The sequence below is a fragment of the Kitasatospora setae KM-6054 genome (assembly GCF_000269985.1).
Lineage (GTDB): Bacteria > Actinomycetota > Actinomycetes > Streptomycetales > Streptomycetaceae > Kitasatospora > Kitasatospora setae.
In genome coordinates this window covers 1,827,662-1,850,214 of sequence record NC_016109.1, presented here as the reverse complement: position 1 = coordinate 1,850,214, position 22,553 = coordinate 1,827,662, and the positions used below count along the sequence as shown (strand labels likewise).

Annotated in this window: 20 protein-coding genes and 1 pseudogene; 7 read left to right on the top strand and 14 right to left on the bottom strand. The window is 75.7% G+C overall.

What is annotated here, in order from left to right:
* The first annotated feature begins 88 nt into the window (after nt 1-88).
* Nucleotides 89-655, top strand: coding sequence for a hypothetical protein (locus tag KSE_RS41015; protein ID WP_014134806.1), 567 nt, complete (start codon nt 89-91; stop codon nt 653-655).
* Nucleotides 656-698: 43 nt separating this feature from the next.
* On the opposite strand, the gene KSE_RS08140 is transcribed toward KSE_RS41015, so the two are convergent.
* Nucleotides 699-1,940 carry an MFS transporter gene (locus KSE_RS08140; protein WP_014134805.1) on the bottom strand — a complete coding sequence of 414 codons (1,242 nt, stop codon included), beginning with the start codon at nt 1,938-1,940 and terminating at the stop codon, nt 699-701.
* Nucleotides 1,941-1,981: 41 nt separating this feature from the next.
* On the opposite strand from KSE_RS08140, the gene KSE_RS08135 reads away from it, so the two are divergent.
* Nucleotides 1,982-3,289, top strand: a complete 1,308-nt coding sequence (locus KSE_RS08135) for an ROK family protein (protein WP_014134804.1) — start codon at nt 1,982-1,984, stop codon at nt 3,287-3,289.
* Between the two features lie 48 nt (nt 3,290-3,337).
* On the opposite strand, the gene KSE_RS08130 is transcribed toward KSE_RS08135, so the two are convergent.
* Nucleotides 3,338-4,078: a polyprenol monophosphomannose synthase gene (locus tag KSE_RS08130; RefSeq protein WP_014134803.1), complete on the bottom strand. Its 741-nt coding sequence runs from the start codon at nt 4,076-4,078 to the stop codon at nt 3,338-3,340.
* Nucleotides 4,079-4,196: 118 nt separating this feature from the next.
* Here KSE_RS08130 and KSE_RS08125 point away from each other — a divergent pair, with 118 nt between their 5' ends.
* Nucleotides 4,197-5,153: a PhzF family phenazine biosynthesis protein gene (locus KSE_RS08125; protein ID WP_033258562.1), complete on the top strand. Its 957-nt coding sequence runs from the start codon at nt 4,197-4,199 to the stop codon at nt 5,151-5,153.
* A gap of 131 nt (nt 5,154-5,284) precedes the next feature.
* Nucleotides 5,285-6,391 carry a PLP-dependent cysteine synthase family protein gene (locus tag KSE_RS08120; protein ID WP_014134801.1) on the top strand — a complete coding sequence of 369 codons (1,107 nt, stop codon included), beginning with the start codon at nt 5,285-5,287 and terminating at the stop codon, nt 6,389-6,391.
* Between the two features lie 39 nt (nt 6,392-6,430).
* Here KSE_RS08120 and KSE_RS08115 read toward each other — a convergent pair whose 3' ends face one another.
* Nucleotides 6,431-6,892, bottom strand: coding sequence for a DUF4267 domain-containing protein (locus KSE_RS08115; protein ID WP_014134800.1), 462 nt, complete (start codon nt 6,890-6,892; stop codon nt 6,431-6,433).
* A 128-nt stretch (nt 6,893-7,020) separates the two neighbouring features.
* Here KSE_RS08115 and KSE_RS08110 point away from each other — a divergent pair, with 128 nt between their 5' ends.
* Nucleotides 7,021-7,593: a TetR/AcrR family transcriptional regulator gene (locus tag KSE_RS08110; protein ID WP_014134799.1), complete on the top strand. Its 573-nt coding sequence runs from the start codon at nt 7,021-7,023 to the stop codon at nt 7,591-7,593.
* A gap of 76 nt (nt 7,594-7,669) precedes the next feature.
* Here the strand turns inward: KSE_RS08110 and KSE_RS08105 are convergent, their stop codons facing one another.
* A complete protein-coding gene (locus tag KSE_RS08105; RefSeq protein ID WP_014134798.1) occupies nt 7,670-8,548 on the bottom strand; it encodes a LysR family transcriptional regulator in 879 nt (292 codons plus the stop codon).
* A 129-nt stretch (nt 8,549-8,677) separates the two neighbouring features.
* Here KSE_RS08105 and KSE_RS08100 point away from each other — a divergent pair, with 129 nt between their 5' ends.
* The gene (locus KSE_RS08100; RefSeq protein WP_014134797.1) at nt 8,678-9,397 is read left to right on the top strand and encodes an SDR family oxidoreductase; all 720 of its coding nucleotides are present in this window, start codon (nt 8,678-8,680) and stop codon (nt 9,395-9,397) included.
* Nucleotides 9,398-9,529: 132 nt separating this feature from the next.
* Nucleotides 9,530-9,880 (top strand): MerR family transcriptional regulator, encoded by a 351-nt coding sequence (locus KSE_RS08095; RefSeq protein ID WP_014134796.1) that lies wholly within the window; start codon nt 9,530-9,532, stop codon nt 9,878-9,880.
* Nucleotides 9,881-9,912: 32 nt separating this feature from the next.
* Here the strand turns inward: KSE_RS08095 and KSE_RS08090 are convergent.
* The 10 genes and pseudogenes from KSE_RS08090 to KSE_RS45700 form a co-directional block, all read right to left on the bottom strand.
* A pseudogene (locus tag KSE_RS08090) lies at nt 9,913-10,218 on the bottom strand (transposase); the annotation flags it as partial.
* A 46-nt stretch (nt 10,219-10,264) separates the two neighbouring features.
* Nucleotides 10,265-12,688 carry a right-handed parallel beta-helix repeat-containing protein gene (locus KSE_RS08085; protein ID WP_014134794.1) on the bottom strand — a complete coding sequence of 808 codons (2,424 nt, stop codon included), beginning with the start codon at nt 12,686-12,688 and terminating at the stop codon, nt 10,265-10,267.
* A 281-nt stretch (nt 12,689-12,969) separates the two neighbouring features.
* The gene (locus tag KSE_RS08080) at nt 12,970-13,872 is read right to left on the bottom strand and encodes an MOSC domain-containing protein (RefSeq protein WP_014134793.1); all 903 of its coding nucleotides are present in this window, start codon (nt 13,870-13,872) and stop codon (nt 12,970-12,972) included.
* Between the two features lie 175 nt (nt 13,873-14,047).
* Complete coding sequence (locus KSE_RS08075; protein WP_014134792.1) at nt 14,048-14,668, bottom strand: DUF6643 family protein; 621 nt, start codon at nt 14,666-14,668, stop codon at nt 14,048-14,050.
* 365 nt (nt 14,669-15,033) lie between these two features.
* The gene (gene mscL / locus KSE_RS08070; RefSeq protein ID WP_033258584.1) at nt 15,034-15,486 is read right to left on the bottom strand and encodes a large conductance mechanosensitive channel protein MscL; all 453 of its coding nucleotides are present in this window, start codon (nt 15,484-15,486) and stop codon (nt 15,034-15,036) included.
* Nucleotides 15,487-15,573: 87 nt separating this feature from the next.
* Nucleotides 15,574-16,791 carry a DegT/DnrJ/EryC1/StrS family aminotransferase gene (locus tag KSE_RS08065; RefSeq protein WP_014134790.1) on the bottom strand — a complete coding sequence of 406 codons (1,218 nt, stop codon included), beginning with the start codon at nt 16,789-16,791 and terminating at the stop codon, nt 15,574-15,576.
* Entirely contained in the window at nt 16,788-18,308 is a 1,521-nt protein-coding gene (locus tag KSE_RS08060; protein WP_014134789.1) for a hypothetical protein, read from the bottom strand. The genes KSE_RS08065 and KSE_RS08060 overlap by 4 nt, the downstream gene beginning before the upstream one ends.
* The gene (locus KSE_RS08055) at nt 18,308-19,342 is read right to left on the bottom strand and encodes a GNAT family N-acetyltransferase (protein WP_014134788.1); all 1,035 of its coding nucleotides are present in this window, start codon (nt 19,340-19,342) and stop codon (nt 18,308-18,310) included. Before KSE_RS08055 ends, KSE_RS08060 begins: the two co-directional genes overlap by 1 nt.
* Before the next feature lie 45 nt (nt 19,343-19,387).
* Nucleotides 19,388-20,497, bottom strand: coding sequence for a glycosyltransferase (locus KSE_RS08050; RefSeq protein ID WP_014134787.1), 1,110 nt, complete (start codon nt 20,495-20,497; stop codon nt 19,388-19,390).
* Complete coding sequence (locus tag KSE_RS45700) at nt 20,494-22,428, bottom strand: P-loop NTPase (protein WP_051055129.1); 1,935 nt, start codon at nt 22,426-22,428, stop codon at nt 20,494-20,496. Before KSE_RS45700 ends, KSE_RS08050 begins: the two co-directional genes overlap by 4 nt.
* Nucleotides 22,429-22,553 lie beyond the last annotated feature (125 nt).

The window sequence follows — 22,553 nt, the reverse complement described above, 5'->3', positions numbered from 1 at the left end:
CGTCGACGGAAACACGGCCGGATTCGCGCTATTCACCTGTCATTGCTCATCTGGGGGGACTCGCACGATGCGTCTCAACCGTCTTGCCGTGGCCGCCGTTCTGGCTGCCTCCGCCCTCGCGCTCACCGCCTGCGAGCCGGACGGCTCCGCCCCGGCGGCCACCGCCGCCGCGACCACCGGCGTGCCGGCTGCCGCCACCTCGCCCGCCGCCGCGTCGAAGCCGGCCGCCGGCGGCACGGGAAAGTCCACCGCCGCGGCCACCGGAAAGGCCTCGAAGCCGGCCGCTGACTGCACGGCCGACGCGGCCGGCCGGACCGTGGTCGAGGCCACCGAGAACGCGTACGCGGTGCACGTCTGGATGCGGGCCAAGTCGGCGAAGTTCGTCTGCGGCCCCGACGTGCCGAACGACGGCTACTGGGAGGCGCAGGGCGCCGCGCGGCTCTACGAGTTCGACAACGACGTGAAGACCATGCTGCTGGACGACAAGCTGCAGGCCAAGAGCGTCGACCTGTTCGTCTTCATGAAGGCCCAGGAGGCCTGCCTGAAGAACGCCGAGCCGGCCGCGCCCTACCGCTGCTTCGGCAACCAGTACGAGATCAAGGTCGGCGGCGCCCAGAACAAGATCGTCAGCATCACCCAGCTGTACCACCCGTAGCGGAACGGCGGCGGAACGACGACGGCGGCGGCGGGCGGGCGGGTCAGGCCGCGCGGTGGCGGCGGACGGCGAGGGCGAGCAGCCCGGCCAGGGCGGAGCTGGCGGCGACCGTGAGCAGCGCGGCGGGCAGCGAGAGGGCGTCGGCGAGGAACCCGATCACCGGGGGGCCGACCAGCATGCCCGCGTAGCCGAGGGTGGAGGCGGTGGCCACGCCCTGCGGCCCGGCGGCCTCGCCCGCCTGGCCGATCGCCAGCGGGAAGACGTTGGCCAGGCCGATGCCGACCAGGACGAAGCCCGCCAGCGCCACCGGGACGGACGGCGCCAGCGCGGCGGTCGCCATGCCCGCGCAGGCGGCCAGGCCGCCCAGCAGCATCAGCCGGGTCTGGCCCAGCCGTTCGGTCAGCCAGGTGCCGGAGAGCCGCCCGGCCGTCATCGCGAAGGCGAAGGACGCGTAGCCGGTGGCGGCCAGCGCGGCGCTCGCGTGCACGTCGTCGGTCAGGTGCAGGGTCGCCCAGTCCGCGAGCGCGCCCTCGCCGTACGCGGTGCACAGCGCGACCAGGCCGAGCAGTACGACCAGCAGCCGGGCCTGCCCGGCGGACGGGCGGGTGGCGGACGGGCGGGTGGCGGACGGGGTGGTGGCGCGGGGGGCGGCGGCCGGGGTGCGCAGCAGGACGGCGCCGGCCAGCGCGGTCACGGCCAGGCCGAGCGCGGCGGCCGCGGCGAGCGCCCAGGCGGCGCTGATCCGGCTGGCGAGCAGGCCGCCGACCGCGGCGCCGAGCAGGCCGCCGAGGCTGTAGCCCGCGTGGAAGCTCGGCATGACGGGCCGCCGGAGTTCGGTGACCAGGTCGACCGCGGCGCTGTTCATCGCCACGTTGGCGGCGCCGTAGCCCGCGCCGAACAGCAGCAGCACCGCGCCGAGCGAGAGCACCGAGTGGGTGTGCGCGGGCAGTGCGGTGGCGAGCGAGAGGACGGCGAGCGAGGCGGCGGTGACCCGGCGCGAGCCGTAGCGCAGGCAGAGCCGCCCGATCAGGGCCATGGTGGCGACCGCGCCGACCGAGACGCACAGCAGGGCCAGGCCCAGCGCGCTGTGCGAGGCGGCGACCTGGGCGCGGACGTCCGGGATCCGGACCACCCAGGAGGCGAACAGGAAGCCGTCGACGGTGAAGAAGGCGGTGAGGGCGAGGCGTGCCGCCGACCAGGAGGAGCTGCGGCCGGACGGGGTCTCGGTGGCGGCGGCGGGGGAAGGGAGGGAGGAGCGGGCTTCTGTTTTGTTCAGTAGCGGCACAAAGTCAGAATAGAGGAGTGCCGCACACACCTTCAAGCCCGATGACGAGTCAGAGCCGGGGAGCGGGGCCGGAGCAGAGCCCGGACCAGAGCCCCGGTTCGAGTCTGGGCCAGCACCCGGCCCCGCCGACAGGCCCGTTCAAGCCGTCGCACCGCCGGGCCGCGCCCGACCGCGGCCGGACCCTGCTCGGGCCGGCCCTGCGCCTGATCCACACCGGCCAGGCCCCCACCCGCTCCGCGCTCACCGGCGCCCTCGACGTCACCCGCGCCACCGCCGGCGCCGTCACCGGCGAACTCGAGGCGCTCGGCCTGATCACCGTCGACTCCCGCCCGGCCGGCGGCGGCCGCGGCCGGCCCTCGCACCGCCTCGCCCTCGCCGACCCCGGCCCCGCCGTGATCGCCGCCCAACTGCACGCCGACGGCGTCTCGGTCGCGCTGGCCGGCCTCGGCGGCCGCCTGCACGACCCCGTGCACCTGCCGCTGCCCGCCGACACCGGGCCCGCCGCGCTGCTGCGCACCGCCGCCGAGGCCGGCGCCCGGCTCGCCCGGGCCGGCCGCCGCCGGGTCCTCGGCGCCGCGCTCGCCCTGCCCAACCCCGTCACCGAACCCGACGGCACGGTGCCCTCGTCCCTGCACTTCGCCTGGCCGCCCGGCACCCCGGTCGACGCGCTGTACGCCGCCGAGACCGCCCGCGCCGACCCCGGGCCGCGGGCCCGCGCCCCGCTGCCCACCGCCGTCGCCAACGACGCCAACCTCGCCGCGCTCGCCGAGCACCGGCACGGCGCCGGCCGCGGCGCCCGCCACCTGCTGCTCGTCACCTCCGGGCACCGCGGCGTCGGCGGCGCCCTGGTCGTCGACGGGCGGCTGCACACCGGCAGTTCCGGCCTGGCCCTGGAGGTCGGCCACCTGACCGTCGACCCGCTCGGCCGCCCCTGCGCCTGCGGCAACCGGGGCTGCCTCAACGCCGAGACCGACACCGACGCGCTGTTCGCCGCGGCCGGCCGCCGCCCCGACCCGGACCGCCCGCTGCTCCCGCAGGCCCGCGCGCTGGCCCGCGACCCGCACGCCGCGGACGCCGTCGCCCGGGTCGTCGACCGGCTCGGACTCGGTCTCGCCGGGCTGGCCAACATCCTCAACCCGGACCGGATCGTGCTCAGCGGCCTGCACCTCGACCTGCTCGCCGCCGCCCCCGACCGGCTCGCCGCGGTCGTCGCCGACCGCTGCCTGTGGGGCCGCAGCGGCCGCATCCCGATCGTCCCCGCGCAGGTGGCGCACGCCGGCCTGGTCGGCGCGGCGGAACTCGCCTGGGAGCCCTACCTGGACGACCCGCAGGCCGTCGCGGTGAACTGACGGGACGTCAGGAGGCGGTGCGGGTGGCGAGGGGGACCACCCGCGCCGTCACTGCTCCTTGTCCTTGCCGAAACGGAGCTTCCACGGCGCCAGCGCGGACTCCAGCTGCACGTCCAGGCTCATCTTCGACATGCCCTCGACCCGCTCCTCGAACCGGATCGGCACCTCGCTGATCCGCAGGCCCTGCTTGACCACCCGGTAGTTCATCTCGACCTGGAACGAGTACCCGTTCGAGTGCACCGACTCCAGGTCGACGCCGCGCAGCGCCCCGGCCTCCCACGCCTTGAAGCCCGCCGTCGCGTCCTTCACGCCCAGCTCCAGGATCGCGTTCACGTAGAAGTTCGCCCACGCCGACAGCGCCTTGCGGTGCCACGGCCACTCCGAGGCGGTCGACCCGCCCGGCACGTACCGCGAACCCAGCACCACCGAGGCGTCCGTGGTCAGCAGCTGCTCGACCATCACCGGGACGGCCGTGTGCGGGTGCGACAGGTCGGCGTCCATCTGCACCACGACGTCCGCGCCCTCGTCCAGCGCCCGCGTCATGCCCGCCACGTACGCCCGGCCCAGGCCGTCCTTCTCGGTGCGGTGCAGCACCGAGATCCGGCCGTCCGACTCCGCCGCCAGCTTGTCCGCGACCTCGCCGGTGCCGTCCGGGGAGTTGTCGTCGACCACCAGCACGTGCAGGTTCGGCATGCCCAGCTCGGCCAGCCGGCCGACCAGGATCGGCAGGTTCTCCCGTTCGTTGTAGGTCGGCACGACCACGACGATCTTCGGATGGGCCTCAACCATGTTTCATTACCCTCGGTGTAGAGAACTGCGTGACCAATCGGATGCGGCAGTCTAGAAGTTCGCCGCGCCCCCGGGCCCGCTGACCCCCGCCGGCCCGGCCCGGGGGATGATCGCGGGTATGACGCAGCCCTCCCCGGACACCACCGCCGAACCCCTCCAGTACGCGGCCTTCACCGCCGACCCGGCCGGCGGCAACCCCGCCGGAGTGGTCCTGGACGCCGCCGCCCTCGACGACCCGGCGCAACTCGCGCTCGCGGCCCGGCTCGGCCACTCCGAGACCGCCTTCCTCACCGCCGACCCCGGCCCGGAGGGCGACGGCGAAGGTGCTCCCGGCCCGGAGGGCGACGGCGGAGGCGCTCCCGGCCGGGAACGCCGCTACGCCGTCCGCTACTTCAGCCCGCTCGCCGAGGTGCCGTTCTGCGGCCACGCCACCATCGCCGCCGCGGTCGCCCTCGGCGAACGGCACGGCCCCGGCGAGTACCACTTCACCACCAAGGCCGGGCCCGTCCCCGTCACCGTCGCCGCCGACCCCGGCGGCGGCTACCGGGCCACCCTCACCAGCGTCCCCGCGAGCACCGCCGACGCCGCGCCCGAGGACGTCGCCGCCGCCCTCGACGCGCTGCGCTGGCGGGCCGCGGAACTCGACCCCCGCATCCCGCCCCGGATCGCCTACGCCGGCGCCCGCCACCTCGTCCTGGCCGCCGCCACCCGGGAGCGGCTCGCCGACCTCGACTACGACTTCGACGCGCTCGCCGCGCTGATGCGCCGGCTCGACCTCACCACCGTCCAGCTGGTCTGGGAGCGGGACGCCACCACCTACCACGTCCGCGACCCCTTCCCGGTCGGCGGCGTCGTCGAGGACCCCGCCACCGGCGCGGCCGCCGCCGCCCTCGGCGGCTACCTTCGCGAACTGCGCGGCCTCGGCACCACCCGGCTCACCCTCCACCAGGGCGAGTACCTCGGCCGGCCCGGCCTGCTGACCGTCGACCTCGCGGCCGGCGACGCGCGCGTCCGGGTGACCGGGCGGGCGGTCCGGATGCCCCTCGCGTCCCCGCGGGCGCACCCGTACGCATAAGGGGAAGCTGGGGCCTCGGTAATCGTCACTTATCGTAGTCGACTGTTACACTGGGTGGGGCATTCGGGGACCCGGCCGGGGGACCGTGCGGGCCCGGCCGGGGAGCCGGCGGGCGGCGAGGAGAGCGTGCGATGAGCGACCACACCCAGGACGTGGACCGGACCGACCCCGAGTACCGGGCCTGGCTGAAGGAGGCGGTCCGCCGCGTCCAGGCCGACGCCAACCGCTCCGCCGACACCCACCTGCTGCGCTTCCCGCTGCCCGCCGAGTGGGGCATCGACCTGTACCTCAAGGACGAGTCCACCCACCCCACCGGCAGCCTGAAGCACCGGCTGGCCCGCTCGCTGTTCCTGTACGGCCTGTGCAACGGCTGGATCCGGCCCGGCGCCCCGGTCATCGAGGCGTCCAGCGGCTCCACCGCCGTCTCCGAGGCGTACTTCGCGCAGCTGATCGGCGTCCCGTTCGTCGCCGTGATGGCCCGCAGCACCAGCCGCGCCAAGATCGAGCTGATCGAGTTCCACGGCGGCCGATGTCACCTCGTCGACAACGCGGGCGAGGTCTACGCCGCCGCCGCCGAACTCGCCGCCGAGACCGGCGGCCACTACATGGACCAGTTCACCTACGCCGAGCGGGCCACCGACTGGCGCGGCAACAACAACATCGCCGAGTCGGTCTTCGCCCAGCTCAGGCTGGAGCCCCACCCCGAACCCGCCTGGATCGTCGCCACCGCCGGCACCGGCGGCACCTCCGCGACCATCGCCCGGTACGTCCACTACATGCAGTACGACACCCGGATCTGCGTCGCCGACCCCGAGAACTCCTGCTTCTTCGACGGCTGGGTGCACCACGACCCCGACGCCCACTGCCCCACCGGCTCCCGGATCGAGGGCATCGGCCGCCCCCGGATGGAACCCTCCTTCGTGCCCGGCGCGATCGACCGGATGATGAAGGTCCCCGACGCGGCCTCGATCGCCGCCGCCCACCTGCTCGCCGACGTCCTCGGCAAGAAGGCCGGCGCCTCCACCGGCACCGGCCTGTGGAGCGCGCTGCGGATCGTCGCCGAGATGCGCCGCGAGGGCCGCAGCGGCAGCGTCGTCACGCTGATCTGCGACCCCGGCGACCGGTACCTCGACAAGTACTACGCGGACGAGTGGCTCGCCGCCGAACGGATCGACCCCTGCCCGCACCGCGCCGCCCTGGAGGGGTTCCTCGCGGGTGGCGACTGGGCGGAGGGCTGAGGGCCGGCCGAGGGCCGAGGGTCGGCCCGGGGCCGAGAGTCAGTTCCTGCCGTTCCCCGCCCGGCGCTCGGTGAGCAGCAGGGCGGCCGTGACCACCACGAAGACGGCGGTGGCGGCGTGCACGCCGAAGGCCGTCGCGGTGCTGCCGTGGTGCAGCAGGATGGTGGTGGCGTCGCCGAACGGCGTCACCGACTCGGCGAGCAGCGCCCAGCCGAGCGCCCGGCGGTGGCCGGTCAGCAGCAGGGCCAGCGGGACGAGGCCGGAGACGACGTCCCGGACGCCCTTCACGGTCAGGAAGTCGGCGGCCTCGCCCCGCGGCCAGACCGGCATCCCGAAGCCGGAGGCGGTCTGCTCCGGGGCGAACAGGTAGCTGACGCCGACGTAGCCGATGCCGAGCGCGACCAGGACCGTGAACACGGTGGCGAGGTTGACGCGCAGGCGGCCGCTGGGCTCGCGGACGGCGGTGCCGGTGCTGGTCGTGGTGCTGGTGAGTGCGGACATGGTGGTTCCCCCTGGTCTCTGACGCGGCGTGAAGTGCGGTGCGCCGCCGGTTGGTTAGCGGCGCTAGCGACAAGAATGATGCTAGACCGGCCGGCGGCCGGATGTCTAGCGATGCTAGGATTCCATTCATGGCTATCAAGGAACGCCGGGCGCGCGAACGCGCCGAACGGGAACAGCTGATCGTCCGCACCGCCCGCGAACTCGCCGAGGCCGAGGGCTGGGACGCCGTCACCACCCGCCGCCTCGCCGAACGCATCGAGTACAGCCAGCCCGTCCTCTACAGCCACTTCGCCGGCAAGGACGCGATCGTCGCCGCCGTCGCCGTCGAAGGCTGCGCCGAACTCGCCACCCTGCTCCGGGCCGCCGCCGCCGACGTCCCCGACCCCCGGGCGGCCTTCGCCGCCGTCGCCCGCGCCTACCTCGCCTTCGCCGAGGCCAACCCCGCCCTCTACGACGCGATCTTCACCCTCCCCAGCACCCTCCCCTTCGGCACCCCCGAAGCCCCCGCCCCCCTGCACGCCGCCTTCGCCGCCATCGCCGAACCCGCCACCCGCAGCGCCAACGCCGCCGGCCACGACCCCGGCGGCTACACCGAACTCGCCTGGTCCGCCCTGCACGGCATGGTCACCCTCGCCCGCACCGGCCGCCTCCGCCCCGACCTCGACCAGCCCCGCATCGACGCCTTCACCGCCGTCTTCTGACCCACCGTCTTCTGACCTGCCGTCTTCTGACCCGTCGTGCGCAGACCAGGTGCCCGACGGGCCGGGCCGGGCCGGCTCAGCGCGTCGAGACCTCGGCGAGCAGGTCGGTGAACGCGGTGGTCAGCCGGTCCGGGCGGGTGCGGGTGTAGGCGGCCAGGGCGCGGCGCACCGGCGGGTCGGGGCGCAGGACGGCGGCGTCCAGCCCGGCGGGGAGGACGGAGGCGGGCACCAGGGTCGGGCCGAGGCCGGCGGCGGCCAGGGCCGGGGCGGCGGAGGTCTGCTCGGTGCGGACGGCCGGGCGCGGGGTGAAGCCGGCCCGGGCGCAGGCGGCGTCCAGCACCTCGGCCAGGCCGTGCCCGGGCGCGTAGTGCACCCAGTCCCGGTCGGCGAGCGCGGCCAGCGGCAGGACCCCGCCGGGCGTCCCGGCCAGCGGGTCGTCCGGCGGCAGCACCAGGGCGAACTCCTCGACGCCCAACTCCCGTACGGGGCCGTCCCAGTCGTCCGGCAGCGGCCCGACCGCGAGGTCCGCCCGGCCGGCCGCCGTCGCGGCCCGCAGCAGCTCCGCGTGCGGGTACTCGCGCAGCCGGATCCTGACCCCCGGGTACCGGGCCCGCCAGGCCCGCAGTACCGGCGGCAGGAGGCCGAGCGCCACCGAGTGGACGGCCGCGACCTCCAGTTCGGCCTCCACCAGGCCGCCCGCCCGGCGGGCCGCCGCGTGCAGCCGCTCGGCGTCGGCGAGGACCGCCCGGGCGTGCGGGAGGACGGCCCGGCCGAGCGGCGTCAGCCGGACCGCGCGCGGCAGCCGCTCCAGCAGCGGGCCGCCCAACGAGCCCTCCAGCGCCCGTACCTGGTGCGAGAGCGCGGGCTGGGTGACGTGCAGCAGCTCGGCGGCCCGGGTGAACGAGCCGGTGTCGACCACGGCGGCCAGGTACGCCAACTGGCGAAGCGTTGCCATGCACGGAGTCTATGGGAACGGTCGAAAACAAGCCTTGGACCTATCAGGGCGGCACGCAGCAGGCTGGAGACCGGGCCGGGAGGAACCCCACCGGCCGCCCGATCCCCGCACCCCCGAGGAGAACCCGCCATGTCCGCAGACCTGTCCGGCCGCCGCCTGGTCGTCATCGGCGCCGGCTCCCGCACCGGCCGCCGGCTCGCCCGCACCGCCTCCGCCGCCGGCGCCGAACTCGTGCTGGCCGGCCCCGACCCGCGCAAGCTGGAGTGGACCGCCGGCGAACTGGCCGGACCGGCCACCGTGCTGCCCGTCGACCTCACCGAGGAAGCCTCGATCGAGGCGCTGGCCGCCCGGCTCGGCCGCTTCGACCACCTGGTCTCCACCGCCGCGGTGCCCGCCAACGGGCCGCTCGCCGAGCTCGAACCCGCCGCCGTGCGACGGGCGTTCGACGCCAAGGTGATCGGCCCGCTGCTGCTCGCCAAGCACCTCGCCGGGCAGATCGCCGCCGACGGCTCGCTCACCTTCTTCTCCGGCGTCGCCGCCTGGCGCCCCGTCCCCGGCCGCACCGTGATGGCCACCACCAACGGCGCCCTCGCCTTCCTGGTCCGGGCCCTCGCCGTCGAGATCGCCCCGGTCCGGGTCAACGCGGTCTCCCCCGGCATCGTCGACACCGGCTCCTGGGACGGCCTCGGCGCCGACAAGGCCGCCTTCCTCGCCTCGGTCGCCGCCCGCAACCCGGCCCGCCGGGTCGGCACCACCGACGACCTGGTCAAGGCCGTCCTGCACGCCATCGACAACCCGTACGTCACCGGCACCGTCCTGCACGTCGACGGCGGCGCCCGGCTGGTCTGAACCCCCGGACGCCGCCGGCGGCTTGACCCTGACGCAGGCGGCAGGGTTCGTCACCCGCGTGGTCCTGCCGGTGGACGGCGGCGCGGTCGTCGGATGAGCGCGGCGGTCCGGGCGGGTGGGAGGATCGGCCGGGTGAGGATCGGTCAACTGGCCGCCCGGACCGGCACCACCGCCCGGGCCGTGCGGCACTACGAGCAGGCGGGGCTGATCGACGCCCGGCGCGCCGACAACGGCTACCGGGTCTACGGCGAGGAGGCGGTCGTCCGGGTCCGCAACATCCGGGCGCTGCTCGCCGTCGGCCTCACCCTCGACGACGTCCGCGCCTTCCTGCCCTGCCTGGACGGCGACGTCACCGGCCACCGGCCCACCGACCGCACCCTCGCGGTGGCCCGCGACCGGCTGGCCGTCCTCGACCGCCGGATCGCCGAACAGACCGCCCTGCGCGACCGCCTCGCCGCCGCGCTGGCCGCCCACCGGCCCTGACGCGGCCCACCGGCCCCGGCGGCTCAGCGCCGGGCCCGGGACCAGTCCCACTCGTCCGCCCGGTGCACCTCGTCCAGCAGCACCCGTTGCAGCCGGTCCCAGACGCCCGACTCCTGCCAGTCCCGCAGCCGGCGCCAGCAGGTCATGCCCGAGCCGAAGCCCAGCTCCTGCGGCAGCCACTCCCACTGGATGCCGGTCAGCAGCACGAACAGGATCCCCTGGAGGCAGCGGCGGTCGTTCAGCGAAGGGCGGCCGGTCCCCTGCCGCCGGGCGGGCAGCAGGGGTTCGATCCGCCCCCACGACTCGTCGGAGACCAGCCACGGCGCTCTCTTGCCCACGGGGGGTTCAACGAGCGGGGCCGCGAACGGACATGGGCGGGGCCGGTCAGGCCGGGAGGTCGGTGGGGACGAGGAGTTGGAGGTCCTCGGTGGTGGGGGAGGGGAGGTGGGCGACCCGGGAGGCGTGGCGTTCGACCATGGTCTCGAAGACCTGGCGGGCGGTGCGGCCGTTGCCGAAGCCGGCCGAGCGGTCGATGGCGGTGAAGTGGCCGAGCAGGGCGGCCTCGGTGTCCTCGGACAGCCGGTACTCGTGTTCGGCGGCCTGGGCGCGGGCGATGTCGAGCAGCTCGGCGGCGCTGTAGTCGGGGAAGGTGACGGTGCGGGAGAAGCGCGAGGAGAGGCCGGGGTTGGCGGCCAGGAAGCGCTCCATCTCGGCGGTGTAGCCGGCCACGATGACGACCACCTCGTCGCGGTGGTCCTCCATCAGCTTGACCAGGGTGTCGATCGCCTCCCGGCCGAAGTCCCGGCCGCCGTCCTCGGGGGCGAGCGCGTACGCCTCGTCGATGAACAGCACGCCGCCGCGGGCCCGGTCGAAGGCGCCGGCGGTGCGGATCGCGGTGGAGCCGACGTGCTCGCCGACCAGGTCGAGCCGGGCGACCTCGACCAGGTGGCCGCGCTGCAGCACGCCCAGCGAGGCGAGGATCTCGCCGTAGAGCCGGGCGACCGTGGTCTTGCCGGTGCCGGGGGCGCCGGTGAAGACCAGGTGGCGGCGGGGCGAGGGCGCCTTCAGGCCGGCCCGCTGCCGGGCCCGGCCGACCGAGATCAGGTCGATCAGGGTGCGGACCTCCTGCTTGACCGTCGCCAGCCCGACCAGCGAGTCGAGCTCGGCCAGCGCCACCTCGGCGGGCCGGCAGTCCGGGATCGGCGCGATCGCGGCGGCCCCGGCCGGAGCGGACGAGGAGTGCTGGACGAGGGTGGCCAGCGGGGGAGCGGCCGGCGCGGCGGGCCCCGGGACGGCGGACGGTACGGCGGACGGTACGGCGGGCGCGGCGTCGTCCGAGGTGCAGCCCTCGGCGACCGGGCCCGGCTCGGAGAACTCGAACCCGGCCCGGGCGTTGCGCTCGGCCCGGCAGCGGATCAGCCTGGTCCGGCAGCCGTCGATCACGTGGAAGCCGAAGCCGCCGCCCTGCGAGACCCGTACGGTGTCGAACTCGCCGCGCCCCTGCGCCGACACGTACACCCCGGCCTCGCTCGCGCCGCGCACCGTGCACTCGCGCAGCACCGGGTCGGCGCCCTTGGTGACGATCACGCCGGTCGCCACGTCCGAGATCTCGCAGTCGGTCAGCAGGCCGCCCGAGCCGTGGTCGCGGAACCACAGGCCGGTGCCCGCGCCCTGGATCCGGCAGCTCGCCAGGTCGGCGCTGGCGCCGCCGCTGACCGAGACGGCGGACGAGCGGATCGCGCTGAACGAGCAGTCCCGGGCGGTCGCGGTCGAGCCCTGGTCGAGGACGAACAGCGCGTCCGGCAGGTCGTCCAGCGCGCAGTCGGCCAGCTCCACGGCCGCGCCGTCGCTCACCCAGAGCGCCGGGTAGTCGCCCTGCGCGGAGTGGAACCGGCAGCCCTCGGCCAGCACCCGGGTGCCGCCGTCCCAGACCGAGAGCGCGCCCCGGCCGAAGCCGTGCACGGTGGTCTGGCGCAGCGTCAGCTTCGCGCCGCCGCGCAGGTCGGCCGCGTTCTCCGGGACGTCGTGCACCCGGCAGGAGGACAGCTCCAGTTCGGCGCCGCTGTCCAGGCTCAGGCCGTTGCCGGACACCCGGTGCACCGCGCAGTCGAACAGCCGGCCGACCGCCTGCGCCTCCGCCTGCACGCCCGAGCCGCGCACCTCGGAGACCTCGCAGCCGACCAGCTCCGCCTCCGTCCCCGGATCGGCCAGCAGCACGCCCGCGCCGCCCGCCCGGCGGACCTTCACCCGCTCCGCGCGCAGCCGCGAACCGCCCAGCACCGCCAGGCCGCTCTGCCCGGCCGCCGCCAGCTCGCAGTCCACCAGCTCGGCCCGGGAGCGGGCGCGCAGCCGCACCCCGAGGCCGGCCGGGTTCTCCACCACGCAGTTCAGCAGCTGCCCGCGGGCGCCGTCGGCCAGCTCCACGCCCACCGAGGACGCGGCCTCCACCCGGCAGTCCGCCAGCACCGCGCCGTCCGCGCCGTCCGCCAGCAGCACCGCCGGGGCGGACCGGTCGGAGCCCTCCAGCACCAGGCCCCGGACGGTCGCCGCCGCCGTCACGGTCAGCGCCGGGCCGCCGCGCACCGCGCTGGCCGGCGGCGCGATCCGCACGCTGCCCGCGCCCTGCTCGGCGACCAGCGACACCGGCTTGTCGATCAGCACCGCCTCGCGGAAGGTGCCCGCGCGCAGGGTCAGGGTGTCGCCGGGTTCGGCGACCTCCAGGGCTTCGCGGAGCGTCGCGTACTCGCCACCGCGCCGGCGCCAGCGCGAGGCGCTGTCCTGCGTGACCCGGACCCTGAGCTCACCCATGGCGATCTGTCATCCCCGCCTTCGTCTGTTGAGTCGGTTGCGGCAGTTGCGTCGGTTGCGGCGGTTGCCTCGGTCGCGGCAGCTTGGGCTGTCGCGCCGGTCGAACCGGTCGCGCCGGTCGCGCCGGGGCGCGGTGCGGTCGGCCCCACCGTAGCGCGCGGGGCGGACCCGGCGGGCCGCCGTCCGGGCCCGGCGCCCGGTTCAACGAACGAGGCCGGGGGTGGTTCCGGTGGCGCGAAGCTGACGCCGGTCGGGGCGGTGCGCGGGACGGCGGCCGGGGCTCAGCGCCGCTCGGGCTCCGGCGCCGGGCCGCTCTCCAGCACCTCCACCTCGGCGCCGACCTCCAGCGTCCCGAGGACGTCGGCGCCCCGCGGGCCGCGCACCGGCACCAGGTTCTGGCCGAACACCAGCTTCTGGTCGAACCGGTGGTGGCGCCCCAGCGCGCGCAGCGGCTCGGGGCCGCGCCGCTCGCCGGTCTCCTGGTCGGTGGTGGTGACCAGGCAGCGGCCGCACGGCTTGACGACCCGGAACTCGACGGCGCCGACCCGGATCCGCCGCCAGCCGTCCTCGGCCCAGGGCGCGGTGCCGTCGACCACCAGGTTCGGCCGGAAGCGCTCCATCGGCAGCGCGGCGCCCTTGCGCGGGTCGTCGGGGTGGTCGTCGGCGATCCGGGCGTTCAGCTCGGTCAGCGAGGCGGTGGTGGTGACCAGCAGCGGGTAGCCGTCGGCCAGCGAGACGGTCTCGCCCGGGTCCGCGTACGCCGGGTCGATCGGGCGGCTGGTGGCGGGGCGGTCCAGGTGCACCAGGCGGACCTCGCCGAGGCCGGCGGGCAGCCGCTCGGCCAGCCAGCCGGAGGTCTCCTTCGGCGCCTCGGCGGCGGAGAAGCGCGTCCCGAAGACGGAGACCTCGGTCTCGGGGGCGCCGGCGGCCAGGGTCGGCGCGGCCAGCGTGTGGACGGCGCCGTCCGGGCCGGTCAGGGTGAGCGAGCCGCCGTCGGCGGACGGGACGGCCCGGAACTGCCCGATCGAGGGCTCGTCGCGCTGGGTGACCGCGGTGCCGGCGGCGTCCACCAGCATCCAGCGGCGGTCACCCGCCAGGCCCCAGGGCTGCACCGTCGCGGACGGCGGGCTGAGGCGGTACATCGACTTGACCGGGTACAGGTGCAGGGAGGCGAGGCGCGGCATGCCGCCTATCCTGCCAGGCGCCCGCACCCCGGTACGAGCGGTTCCCCGCACCCGGGGAACGGGGTGCGGGGAACCGGAGGGGTCCTTGGGACAGGGCCCGGGGGCCGGCCCGGGGCCGGCGGGTGTGGGGGATGAAACGCGTCGTCGCGTGGTGACCTTGCCCCCCGAGGGGTTCTCAGCCGGCCTGCGGGTACTGCCGGTACTGCGGGTACTGCTGCGGGGCCGCGGCCGGGCGCAGGCCGTTGCCGCCGAAGGAGTTGCCGCCGAACGACTGGTCGCCGAACTGCTGCTGCTGCGGGGCCGGCTGGGCCCCGAACTGCTGCGAGTTGAAGGTCGGCGTGAAGCTCTGCGGGGCGTTCGCGAAGCCGCTGCCCGGAGCCTGCGGCGCCGGGTAGCCCGGCGCGGGCTGCGGCGGGAACGGCGCGGCCGGGCGCTGGTTCGGGAAGCCCTGCGGGGCGCTCGCGTAGCCGCCCTGCTGCGGCATCGGCGCGGCCGCGTAGCCGCCCGGCTGGGCCGGGATGTACGGCGCCGGGGCCGGGGTGCTGCTGGGGCCGGGGCCGAGCGCGAGGCGGGCCGGGGGCAGCGCGGGCAGGTTCGACTGGGGGGCGTCGAAGCCGGTGCCGAAACCGCTGCCGTAGGCGGAGGACCAGGAGGAGGCCGGGAGGGCCGGGGGCACGTTGATGGGTGCGATCTGCGGAATGCCGCGCTCTGCGACCAGGCTGTCGTAGATGGGCGTGCCGGAGGAGAAGGACGGAGAGGGGTAGCCGACTCCGTCGTAGGAGCGGGGCGAGGTCATGGGGCATACCGTAAGCCCACAACACGCCCGCTGAGGAGAGCGGAACGGCCTGGAGTTCAACTGTTTACAGACTCTTCGCTCGCTTAAATCGGGCATTTGCGGGCATGGTCGGGCGAAATGACGTCTCGTTTCGGTCATCCGGGATCCATCGTCCGTGCACCACCCGCTCATCCGGGGTGGGACAAAAGCCCCCGATCGGCTCGTCGTAAGGTTCCGTTAAACCACCAGTGGTCCAGACCGGTGATCCACTTCGGGCGGCGCGCCCCCGACCCCGCCCGCGCTCCCGCCCGGAACGGGCCCGGCCCGGACGGCGGGAGCCGTCCGGGCCGGGGGTGCGCCGGTGCGGCGCGCGGGGTGCGGGCGCGTCAGCGGGCGGCCGCGGCCGCGGCGGCCTGGGCCGGGAAGCCCGGGCGGCCGGCGAGCTCGCTGGTGCAGTGCGCGCAGCGGGTCGCCGCGGCGGGCACGGTGCTGAGGCACTCGGGGCAGTCGGCCTTGGCCACCGGGGTGTCCTTGACCGGGTTGAAGCGGTTCTGCAGCTTGCCGACCGGCATCACCACGGCGAAGTAGATCACCGCGGCGACCAGCACGAAGCTGATCAGGGCCTGCAGGAACGCGCCGTACGGGAAGGTCACCCCGGTGACCGTGAACGCCTCCTTGCTGAAGTCGCCGACCGCACCGGAGGCGATGCCGATCAGCGGGGTCAGGAAGGCCGCGACGAAACCGGTGACGACGGCCGTGAAGGCCGCGCCGATGACGATGCCGACCGCGAGGTCGACGACGTTGCCGCGCAGCAGGAAGCTGCGGAATCCCTTGAACATGACGGCCATCCTGGCCCCCCAACCTCCCTTCGGTCCAACCGAGTTCACCTGATCCGACTAACGGCCGAACCGCCTTGCGAGGCTCGCTCAGGCGCGCCCGAGCGCCTCCCGGACCTCCGCCGCGAAGGGCTGGACACGCACCACCGCGTCGGCGACCCGGCGGACCGCCGCCGCGTCCATGTGCGACCACAGCGGGACGGTCAGTACCGAGGCCGCCAGCCGGTCGGTGCGCGGCAGCTCCTCCGCCTGCCCCAGGTGGGCGTACGCCTTCTGCCGGTTGACGGGCGGGTAGAAGTACCGGCGGGTGTCGATGCCCTCGGCCTTCAGTGCGTCGGCCAGCTGCCGGTTGTCCAGGCCGAACGCCTCGGCGTCCAGGATCAGCGTCAGGTCCTTGAAGGTCGACGTGTCGCCCTCCTCCGGCAGGGCCAGCCGCAGGCCGGGCAGGCCGGCCGTGGCGCGGGCGAACTCGGCGACCAGCGCGCCGCGGTGGGCGACCCGCTCGGGCAGGCCGGCCAGCCAGGTCAGGCCGACGGCCGCGTGCAGCTCGCTCATCCGGGCGTTCAGGCCGGGGAACAGCGTGTCGTAGTCGCCCGGGTTGCCGTAGTCGCGGGCGGTGCGGATGGTCCGGGCCAGCGCGGCGTCCCGGGTGGCGACCAGGCCGCCCTCGCCCGCCACCGCGACCTTGGTCGGGCTCATCGAGAACACCTCGGCCAGGCCGAAGCCGCCGACCGGCACGCCGCGCCGCTTCGAGCCCAGGCCGTGCGCCGCGTCGTACACCAGCGGCAGCCCGGCCGCGTCGGCGATCCGCCGCAGCTCCTCGGTCTGGCAGGGCGTGCCGTACACGTGGGTGGCCATGATCGCGGCGGGGGAGTCGGCCGTCTTCAGCCGGGCCTCGGCGTCCACCGGGTCGAGCGTGATGTCCTGCTCCCGGGCCTCGGCGAACAGCGGGGTGCCGCCCGCCCAGTGCGCGGCGTGCGCGGTCGCCGAGAAGCTGAAGCCCGGCATCAGCACCGGCCGCCCCCCGCCGACCCCGGCCGCCTGCAGCACCAGCATCAGGCCGGCCGTGCAGTTGGAGACCGCCACCACGTGCGGCACCTCCAGCAACTCGGCCGCCCGCTCCTCCAGTTCGCGCACGGTCGGCCCGTTGGTGAGCATCCCGGAGTCGAGCACCCCGGCCAGCCGCTCCAGCAGCCCCTCCCGGTCGGGCACCCGCACCCGGGTCAGCGGCAGGCCCTCGGGGAAGGCCGGAGCCCCGCCGAGGACGGCCGGGCGGTCGAGGTCGTGGGCCGTGCGGTCGGTCGTCATGAGGTCGAGCCCCCCTGGGTTCGAGACGGACCCGGCGCGCCGACGGCGGCCGGGAGTTCGGGGCCTGGCGGCCGGGCGGCGCCCCACTGGCCGGGCTGCGCGCGCCAGCGCGGCGGCCGCCGCCGGCCCCGGCGGGCCGGCCGGTCCGCGGCCGGCTTCGGGATCGCCAGCAGCACCAGCACCAGCGGCAGCACCTGCACCCGCTCGCGGGACAGGATGCCCATGTTGTTGATGGTCGAGAACGCCCAGCAGAACAGCAGCGTGTACACCACGGTGAAGGCCACGTACGAGCGCTGGACGAACAGCTTCGGGATCCGCGCCAGCTGCGGCCAGGCCCGGACGAACATCACCAGCAGCGCGAAGCACTCCACCGACTGGATCAGGTTCTGGATGTTCGACGCCTCGAACGGGAACGGCCGGAACAGCACGCTCACCACCGACATCGGCAGTTTCACCGGGTTCAGGCTGAACGCGGGCGCCGGCTCGTCCGCGGTCGCCGCGTTGATCACCGAGTCGCCCTGCGAGGTGCGCCGCGAGGTCTCCGACAGCACCTGGTTGACCGCGTCCCCGCCGGTGCCCGCGGTGCCGAAGAACGTCGACACCTGCTGGAGCATCAGCATCACGCCCACGCCCAGCACCGCCGCCGTCAGCACCGTCCGCAGCGGCCCCAGCGCCGACACCTGCTGCGGCCGCTTGCGCAGCAGGTACGCCACGCTCAGGCCCGCGCCCGCCAGCACCGTCACGTGCGGCCGCACCATCGCGGTGCCCAGCGAGCCCAGCGCGATGCACGCGAACGCGCCGAACCGCCGGTCCAGCAGCCGGGCCACCCCGTACGTGGTCAGGCCCAGGCAGAACATCATCCAGGCGTCCTTGCCGATGCTGGACGGCCAGAACAGCAGCGACGGCAGGAAGAACACCAGCTTCGCGTAGCGCCGCGAGTCCGCCTCCGGGAAGGCGATCTGGAGCGCCCGCCAGAAGAACAGCAGCCCCCAGAAGCCCATCCAGGAGAACACCAGGAACCCGCCGACCAGGGTCGGCCCGGTCACCGCGTACACCACGCCGGTCACGATGATGACGAAACCGGTGCCCGCGACCTTCATCCCCAGGTCGTAGTGCAGGCCCGCCGAGAAGTCCGCCGTGGTCAGGTAGCGGGCCAGCTCGGAGCCCTTCTGGTGGTACATCTTGGCGTCCGCCGCGCCGCCGTACAGCACGAACGCCATCAGGTAGCGGGGGAACGCGCAGGCCAGCTTCGCCGCCATCGCCACCATCAGCAGCTTGAACACCCCGCGCTCCGGGTTCGCCCCCGCCACCCGCGCCAGGATCGGCGTGCCGATCGCCATCAGCGCGGGCGCCACCAGCAGCGCCCCCCAGGTGTCGTACGTGGTGTGCACCATCGCCAGCACGAACACCGTCACGTAGGCCAGCACCACCGCCCAGGCCAGCAGCGTCAGCCGGCCCCGGCGCAGCACGCCGCGCAGCCCGGACGTGGCGGAGCGGGCCGCGACCAGCACCGCCATCAGAAGACCTCCAGGTCGCCGAGGCTGAACCGCCAGTCGGCCAGCGCCCGTCCGGCGGGCAGCGGGCCGGCCGGGGTGCGGGCCGCCAGCACCATGCCGGTGCGCGGCGCCCGCAGGCAGCCCGCCCGCAGGCCCGCCGCGGCCGCCTCGGTGCCCGGCGCCAGGTGGGTCGCCGCGTGGTCGCAGCCGGAGGCCGCCGCCGCCCGCAGCAGCCGGCCCGCCGTCTCCCGGTCGCCCGGGCGGACGATCAGCTCGGCCAGCGTGAACTCGGCCAGCGGGCCGCGCCGGCGCGGCCGCCCGAACGCCACCCCGACCAGCTCGCCGCCCCGCTCGACCGTCGCCACCCGGTAGTCCAGGCCCGGCGCCGCCCCGTACCGCCAGGCCAGGTACCCGGCGGTGCGGACGGTGTGCAGCCGCGGATCGGCCGCGTCCGCCCGCGCGCGCTCCGCCAGCAGCCCGGCCAGCCGCGGGTCCGGGCCGGCCAGCCAGTCGGCGGCGGACGGCAGTTCGCAGCGCGGCGGCCCGGACGGGCCCGGCCGCCGGGTCAGCGCCGCCCGGGCCCCCCGGGCGAACGACACCGGCCGGGCCACCCGCAGCGCCACCGGCACCCGGCCCAGCTCCCGCCAGCCCATCTTCAGGTAGCCCGGCAGGCTGTTCCCGTTCGGCGTGTTGAACACCAGCTCGGTGTCACCGGAGACCTGTTCGAGCAGCTCGGTGGTCAGCCGGCGGAAGATCCCCCGGCCCCGGAAGTCCGGGTGCGTCGCGGTGTCCACCGGGCGGACCGCCCGCACCGTCCGCCCCGCGCCGTCCCGCCACTCCCAGCGCAGGAACAGCCGCACCCCCACCACCCGGCCGCCGTCCGCCACCGCGACCAGGCCCGGGCTCGACCCGAACGGGTTCGCCCGGTGCTTCCAGTCGAAGAACTCCGCGCTGCGCCGCCCGGTCGGGCCGCCCGCCAGCGAGGCCGTCAACAGCTCCAGCACCGCCGGCACGTCCGCCGGCTCCAGCCCGCGGTACGTCAGTCCGTCACCCACGTCGTGCTCCGCCCCACCCGTTCGGTTCGCCGTCCAGTCCGCCGGTCAGTTCGCCGGTCGGTTCGCGTCCGCCAGGACCCGGGCGTACACCCGCTCGATCGCCCGCTGCGCGCCCGCCACGTCGAAGGACCTCGACCGCTCCCGGGCCGCCGCGCCCATCCGCTCCCGCAGGCCCGGATCGGCCAGCTCGCCCAGCGCCGCCGCCAGCGCCGCCGGATCGCCCGGCGGCACCAGCCGGCCCTGCACGCCGTCGTCCAGCACCTCCGGCATGCCGCCGACCCGGGTCACCACCGACGGCAGGCCCGAGGTCATCGCCTCCATCAGCGCCACCGGCAGGCCCTCCTGCCGCGAGCTCAGGCAGAACACGTCCCAGCCGGGCAGCAGCGCCGGGACGTCCGCCCGCGTGCCCGCGAACAGCACCCCCTCGCCCGCCCGGGCCCGCAACTCGGCCTCCAGCGGCCCCGAACCGACCAGCACCAGCCGGGCGTCCGGCTCCCGCTCGCGCAGCCGGGCGAACGCCGCCAGCATCGTCGCCTGGTCCTTCTTCGCCGTCAGGTTGCCGACCGAGCCGACCACCAGCGCGTCCGGCGGCAGCCCCAGCTCGGCCCGGGCCGCCCGGCGCGCCGCCGGCCCCGACGGCGCGCCGTCCAGGTCCGGGCCGTGGTGCACCACGCTCAGCCACTCGCCCGCCCGCCGCCGGGACACCCCCGCCGCCACCGCGTGCGACACCGCGATCACCGCGTCGTTGCGCCGGTACGTCAGCGCGTTCGCCCACCGGGTCGGCCGCCGGTAGCGCTCCCACAGGTTGTGCTCGGTGTGCACCAGCCGTGCCCCGCCCCGGCCCGCCGTCAGCAGCCGGGCCGCGACCGCCGGCACCGGCATGTGCGTGTGCACCAGGTCGTAGCGGCGCTCCGCCAGCAGCGCCCGCAGCCGCAGCGGCCAGCGCCACCCCGGCGCCCCGCCCAGGCAGTGCGCCTCGACGCCCGCCGCCGCCAGCGCCGGCACCAGCGCGTCCTTGTGCGGCAGCACGTACGCCACCTCGATGTCGTAGCGCGAACGGTCCGCGTGCCGCACGCAGTTCAGCAGCAACTGCTCCGCCCCGCCCCGGCCCAGGCCCTTCGCCAGCCAGAGCACCTTCACCCGGCCGCCGCTCACCGCTCCTCGCCCAGCCGCAGCTGCAGGGTGGTCTCCACCGGCTCCTCCGGCGGCAGCTCCGCCGGGCGGCGGCCCCAACTCGTCGTGCCGTCCCGCCGCGCCGCGCCCTCGCCCGCCGCGCCGTACACCGGCTCGCCCCGGCGGCCGTCCGCCGCCCGCTGGTGCTCCGCGCGGCGCGGCTCGGGCCGCCGCGGCTCCGGCCGCCGCTGCTCCGGCCGGGCCGACTCGGGCCGGTGCGGCTCCGCGCGGTGCGGCTCCGGGCGGTGCTGCTCCACCACCCGCTCCGCCGCCGCCGGACCGCCCGGCAGGGCCGGCCGGCCCGGCTCCGCGCCCGGCTCGCCGCGGCCGCCGCCGAGGCGGCCCGGCAGTCGCAGCCCCCGGTGGCGCCGCCCGGTGGCGACCTCCGCCCCGAGCAGCGCCACGCCCGCCACCGGCACCCCGGTGCGGGCCAGCAGCTCGGAGACCCGGTCGGCCTCCTCCGGGCGGACGTTGCCCGCCATCAGCGTCACCAGCACGGTGTCCGCGTGCTGCACCAGGTCGTACGCGTCGTTCGCGTTCAGCAGCGGCGAGGAGTCGATCAGCACCACGTCCGCGTGCCGCCGGGCCAGCGCCAGCACCTCCCCGGCGCGCAGCACCAGCGCCGCCGGGTACGCCGTCGCGTGGCCGCCCGAGATCATCGCCACGTTCGGCACCCGGGTCGGCCGGATCAGCTCCACCAGGTCGGTCCGCTGCTCGCCGGAGAGCAGCTCCGCCATGCCCGGGCCCTCGTCCATCCCGAACTGCTCGTTCAGCTCCGGCTGCCGGAAGTCGCAGTCCAGCACCAGCACCTGGCGGCCGGTCTCGCCGAGCGCCGCCGCCAGGTTCGCCACCGTGCTGGTCCGCCCGTCGCCCGAGCGGCCGGACATCACCAGCACCACCGGCGCCGGCTCCACCGCCCGCCGCACCCGCCGGTCGTCCGGGTCCAGGCCGCCCTGGCCGAGCTGCCCCGACAGCGCCTCCGGGCCGGTCAGCAGCAGCGTCGAGCGCAGCGAGCGGTACGCCTCGGTGGCCGGATCCGCCGGACGGGCCGTCACCAGCGGCTCGCGCAGCCGCCGCAGCCGGCGCGACAGGCTCGGGATCTCGCCGATCACCGGCAGGTTGAACGCCTCCTCGGTGCCGTCCCTGGTCCGCAGCCGGGTGTCCATCCGGGACAGCATCAGCGCCGCCACCACGCCCAGCGCCAGGCCCAGCACCACCGCCAGGGTCAGCCGCACCCCGCGCGAGGGCGAGGACAGCAGGCTGCCGCCCAGCTCCTTCGCGTCGATCGAGCCCCACTGCTGGATCGCGTCCGTCTGGCTGTAGTTCTGCAGGTCGGCGATGGCCCCGAGGGTCTTGGTCAGCGCCGCCGTCGCGGTCGACAGCTGCGGCTGCAGCTTGGCCTGATCGGACGCGTTCGCCTTGCTGAACGACTTCTGCAGGTCGTCCAACTGCTTCTGCTGGGCGTCCGCCTGGTTCTGCAGGCGTTTGATCGACTCGTCCGCGCTCTTCTTCGACTCCTGCGCGTAGCCGATGATCGTCGCCTCCGACAGCGCCGCCGCCAGCTCCAGGCAGGACGGCTGGGTCGGACCCGTCGTGGTGAACAGCAGCATCTGCGGCGACTCCGCCACCACCGTCCGGCGCGCGGTCAGCCCCGCGACGTCCGTCAGGTGCAGCTTCTGCGCCGCCGCCGTGGTCACCGCCGAACCCTGCGCGTACGACAGCACCTGGTCCGCGCGCACCGTGTCCGCCGCACCCGCCACCGGCGTTATCGCCACCTTGCACTGCCACTTGCCGTTGTCGACGGTGTCACCGGCCGGCGTCAGCAGGAAGCCCACGACCAGCGCGGCGGCCGTACAGGCCGCCAACAGCCGCCAGTACCGCCGCAGAACGGTGAACAGATTTGCCGGTTCCACCGGTTGGTTCCCCTCGCCTCGTCACGGTGCACACGCGCCCACGGCCGCCCCCCGCCCACCAGGGCGACGCGCATCGGTACGGCCGGCCCGGACACGCCGGACCACGGAATCCCCCTCGGGAGCGG

Bases quoted from the DNA above. Each gene is read 5' to 3' on its own strand.
- KSE_RS08080 (WP_014134793.1), bottom strand. From the start codon at position 13,872: ATGCCGCGCCTCGCCTCCCTGCACCTGTACCCGGTCAAGTCGATGTAC.
- KSE_RS08120 (WP_014134801.1), top strand. From the start codon at position 5,285: ATGAGCGACCACACCCAGGACGTGGACCGGACCGACCCCGAGTACCGG.
- KSE_RS08115 (WP_014134800.1), bottom strand. From the start codon at position 6,892: ATGTCCGCACTCACCAGCACCACGACCAGCACCGGCACCGCCGTCCGC.
- KSE_RS08135 (WP_014134804.1), top strand. From the start codon at position 1,982: ATGACGAGTCAGAGCCGGGGAGCGGGGCCGGAGCAGAGCCCGGACCAG.
- KSE_RS08060 (WP_014134789.1), bottom strand. From the start codon at position 18,308: ATGGCGGTGCTGGTCGCGGCCCGCTCCGCCACGTCCGGGCTGCGCGGC.
- KSE_RS08125 (WP_033258562.1), top strand. From the start codon at position 4,197: ATGACGCAGCCCTCCCCGGACACCACCGCCGAACCCCTCCAGTACGCG.
- KSE_RS08100 (WP_014134797.1), top strand. From the start codon at position 8,678: ATGTCCGCAGACCTGTCCGGCCGCCGCCTGGTCGTCATCGGCGCCGGC.
- KSE_RS08130 (WP_014134803.1), bottom strand. From the start codon at position 4,078: ATGGTTGAGGCCCATCCGAAGATCGTCGTGGTCGTGCCGACCTACAAC.
- mscL (WP_033258584.1), bottom strand. From the start codon at position 15,486: ATGTTCAAGGGATTCCGCAGCTTCCTGCTGCGCGGCAACGTCGTCGAC.
- KSE_RS08075 (WP_014134792.1), bottom strand. From the start codon at position 14,668: ATGACCTCGCCCCGCTCCTACGACGGAGTCGGCTACCCCTCTCCGTCC.
- KSE_RS08065 (WP_014134790.1), bottom strand. From the start codon at position 16,791: ATGACGACCGACCGCACGGCCCACGACCTCGACCGCCCGGCCGTCCTC.
- KSE_RS08105 (WP_014134798.1), bottom strand. From the start codon at position 8,548: ATGGCAACGCTTCGCCAGTTGGCGTACCTGGCCGCCGTGGTCGACACC.
- KSE_RS08110 (WP_014134799.1), top strand. From the start codon at position 7,021: ATGGCTATCAAGGAACGCCGGGCGCGCGAACGCGCCGAACGGGAACAG.
- KSE_RS08085 (WP_014134794.1), bottom strand. From the start codon at position 12,688: ATGGGTGAGCTCAGGGTCCGGGTCACGCAGGACAGCGCCTCGCGCTGG.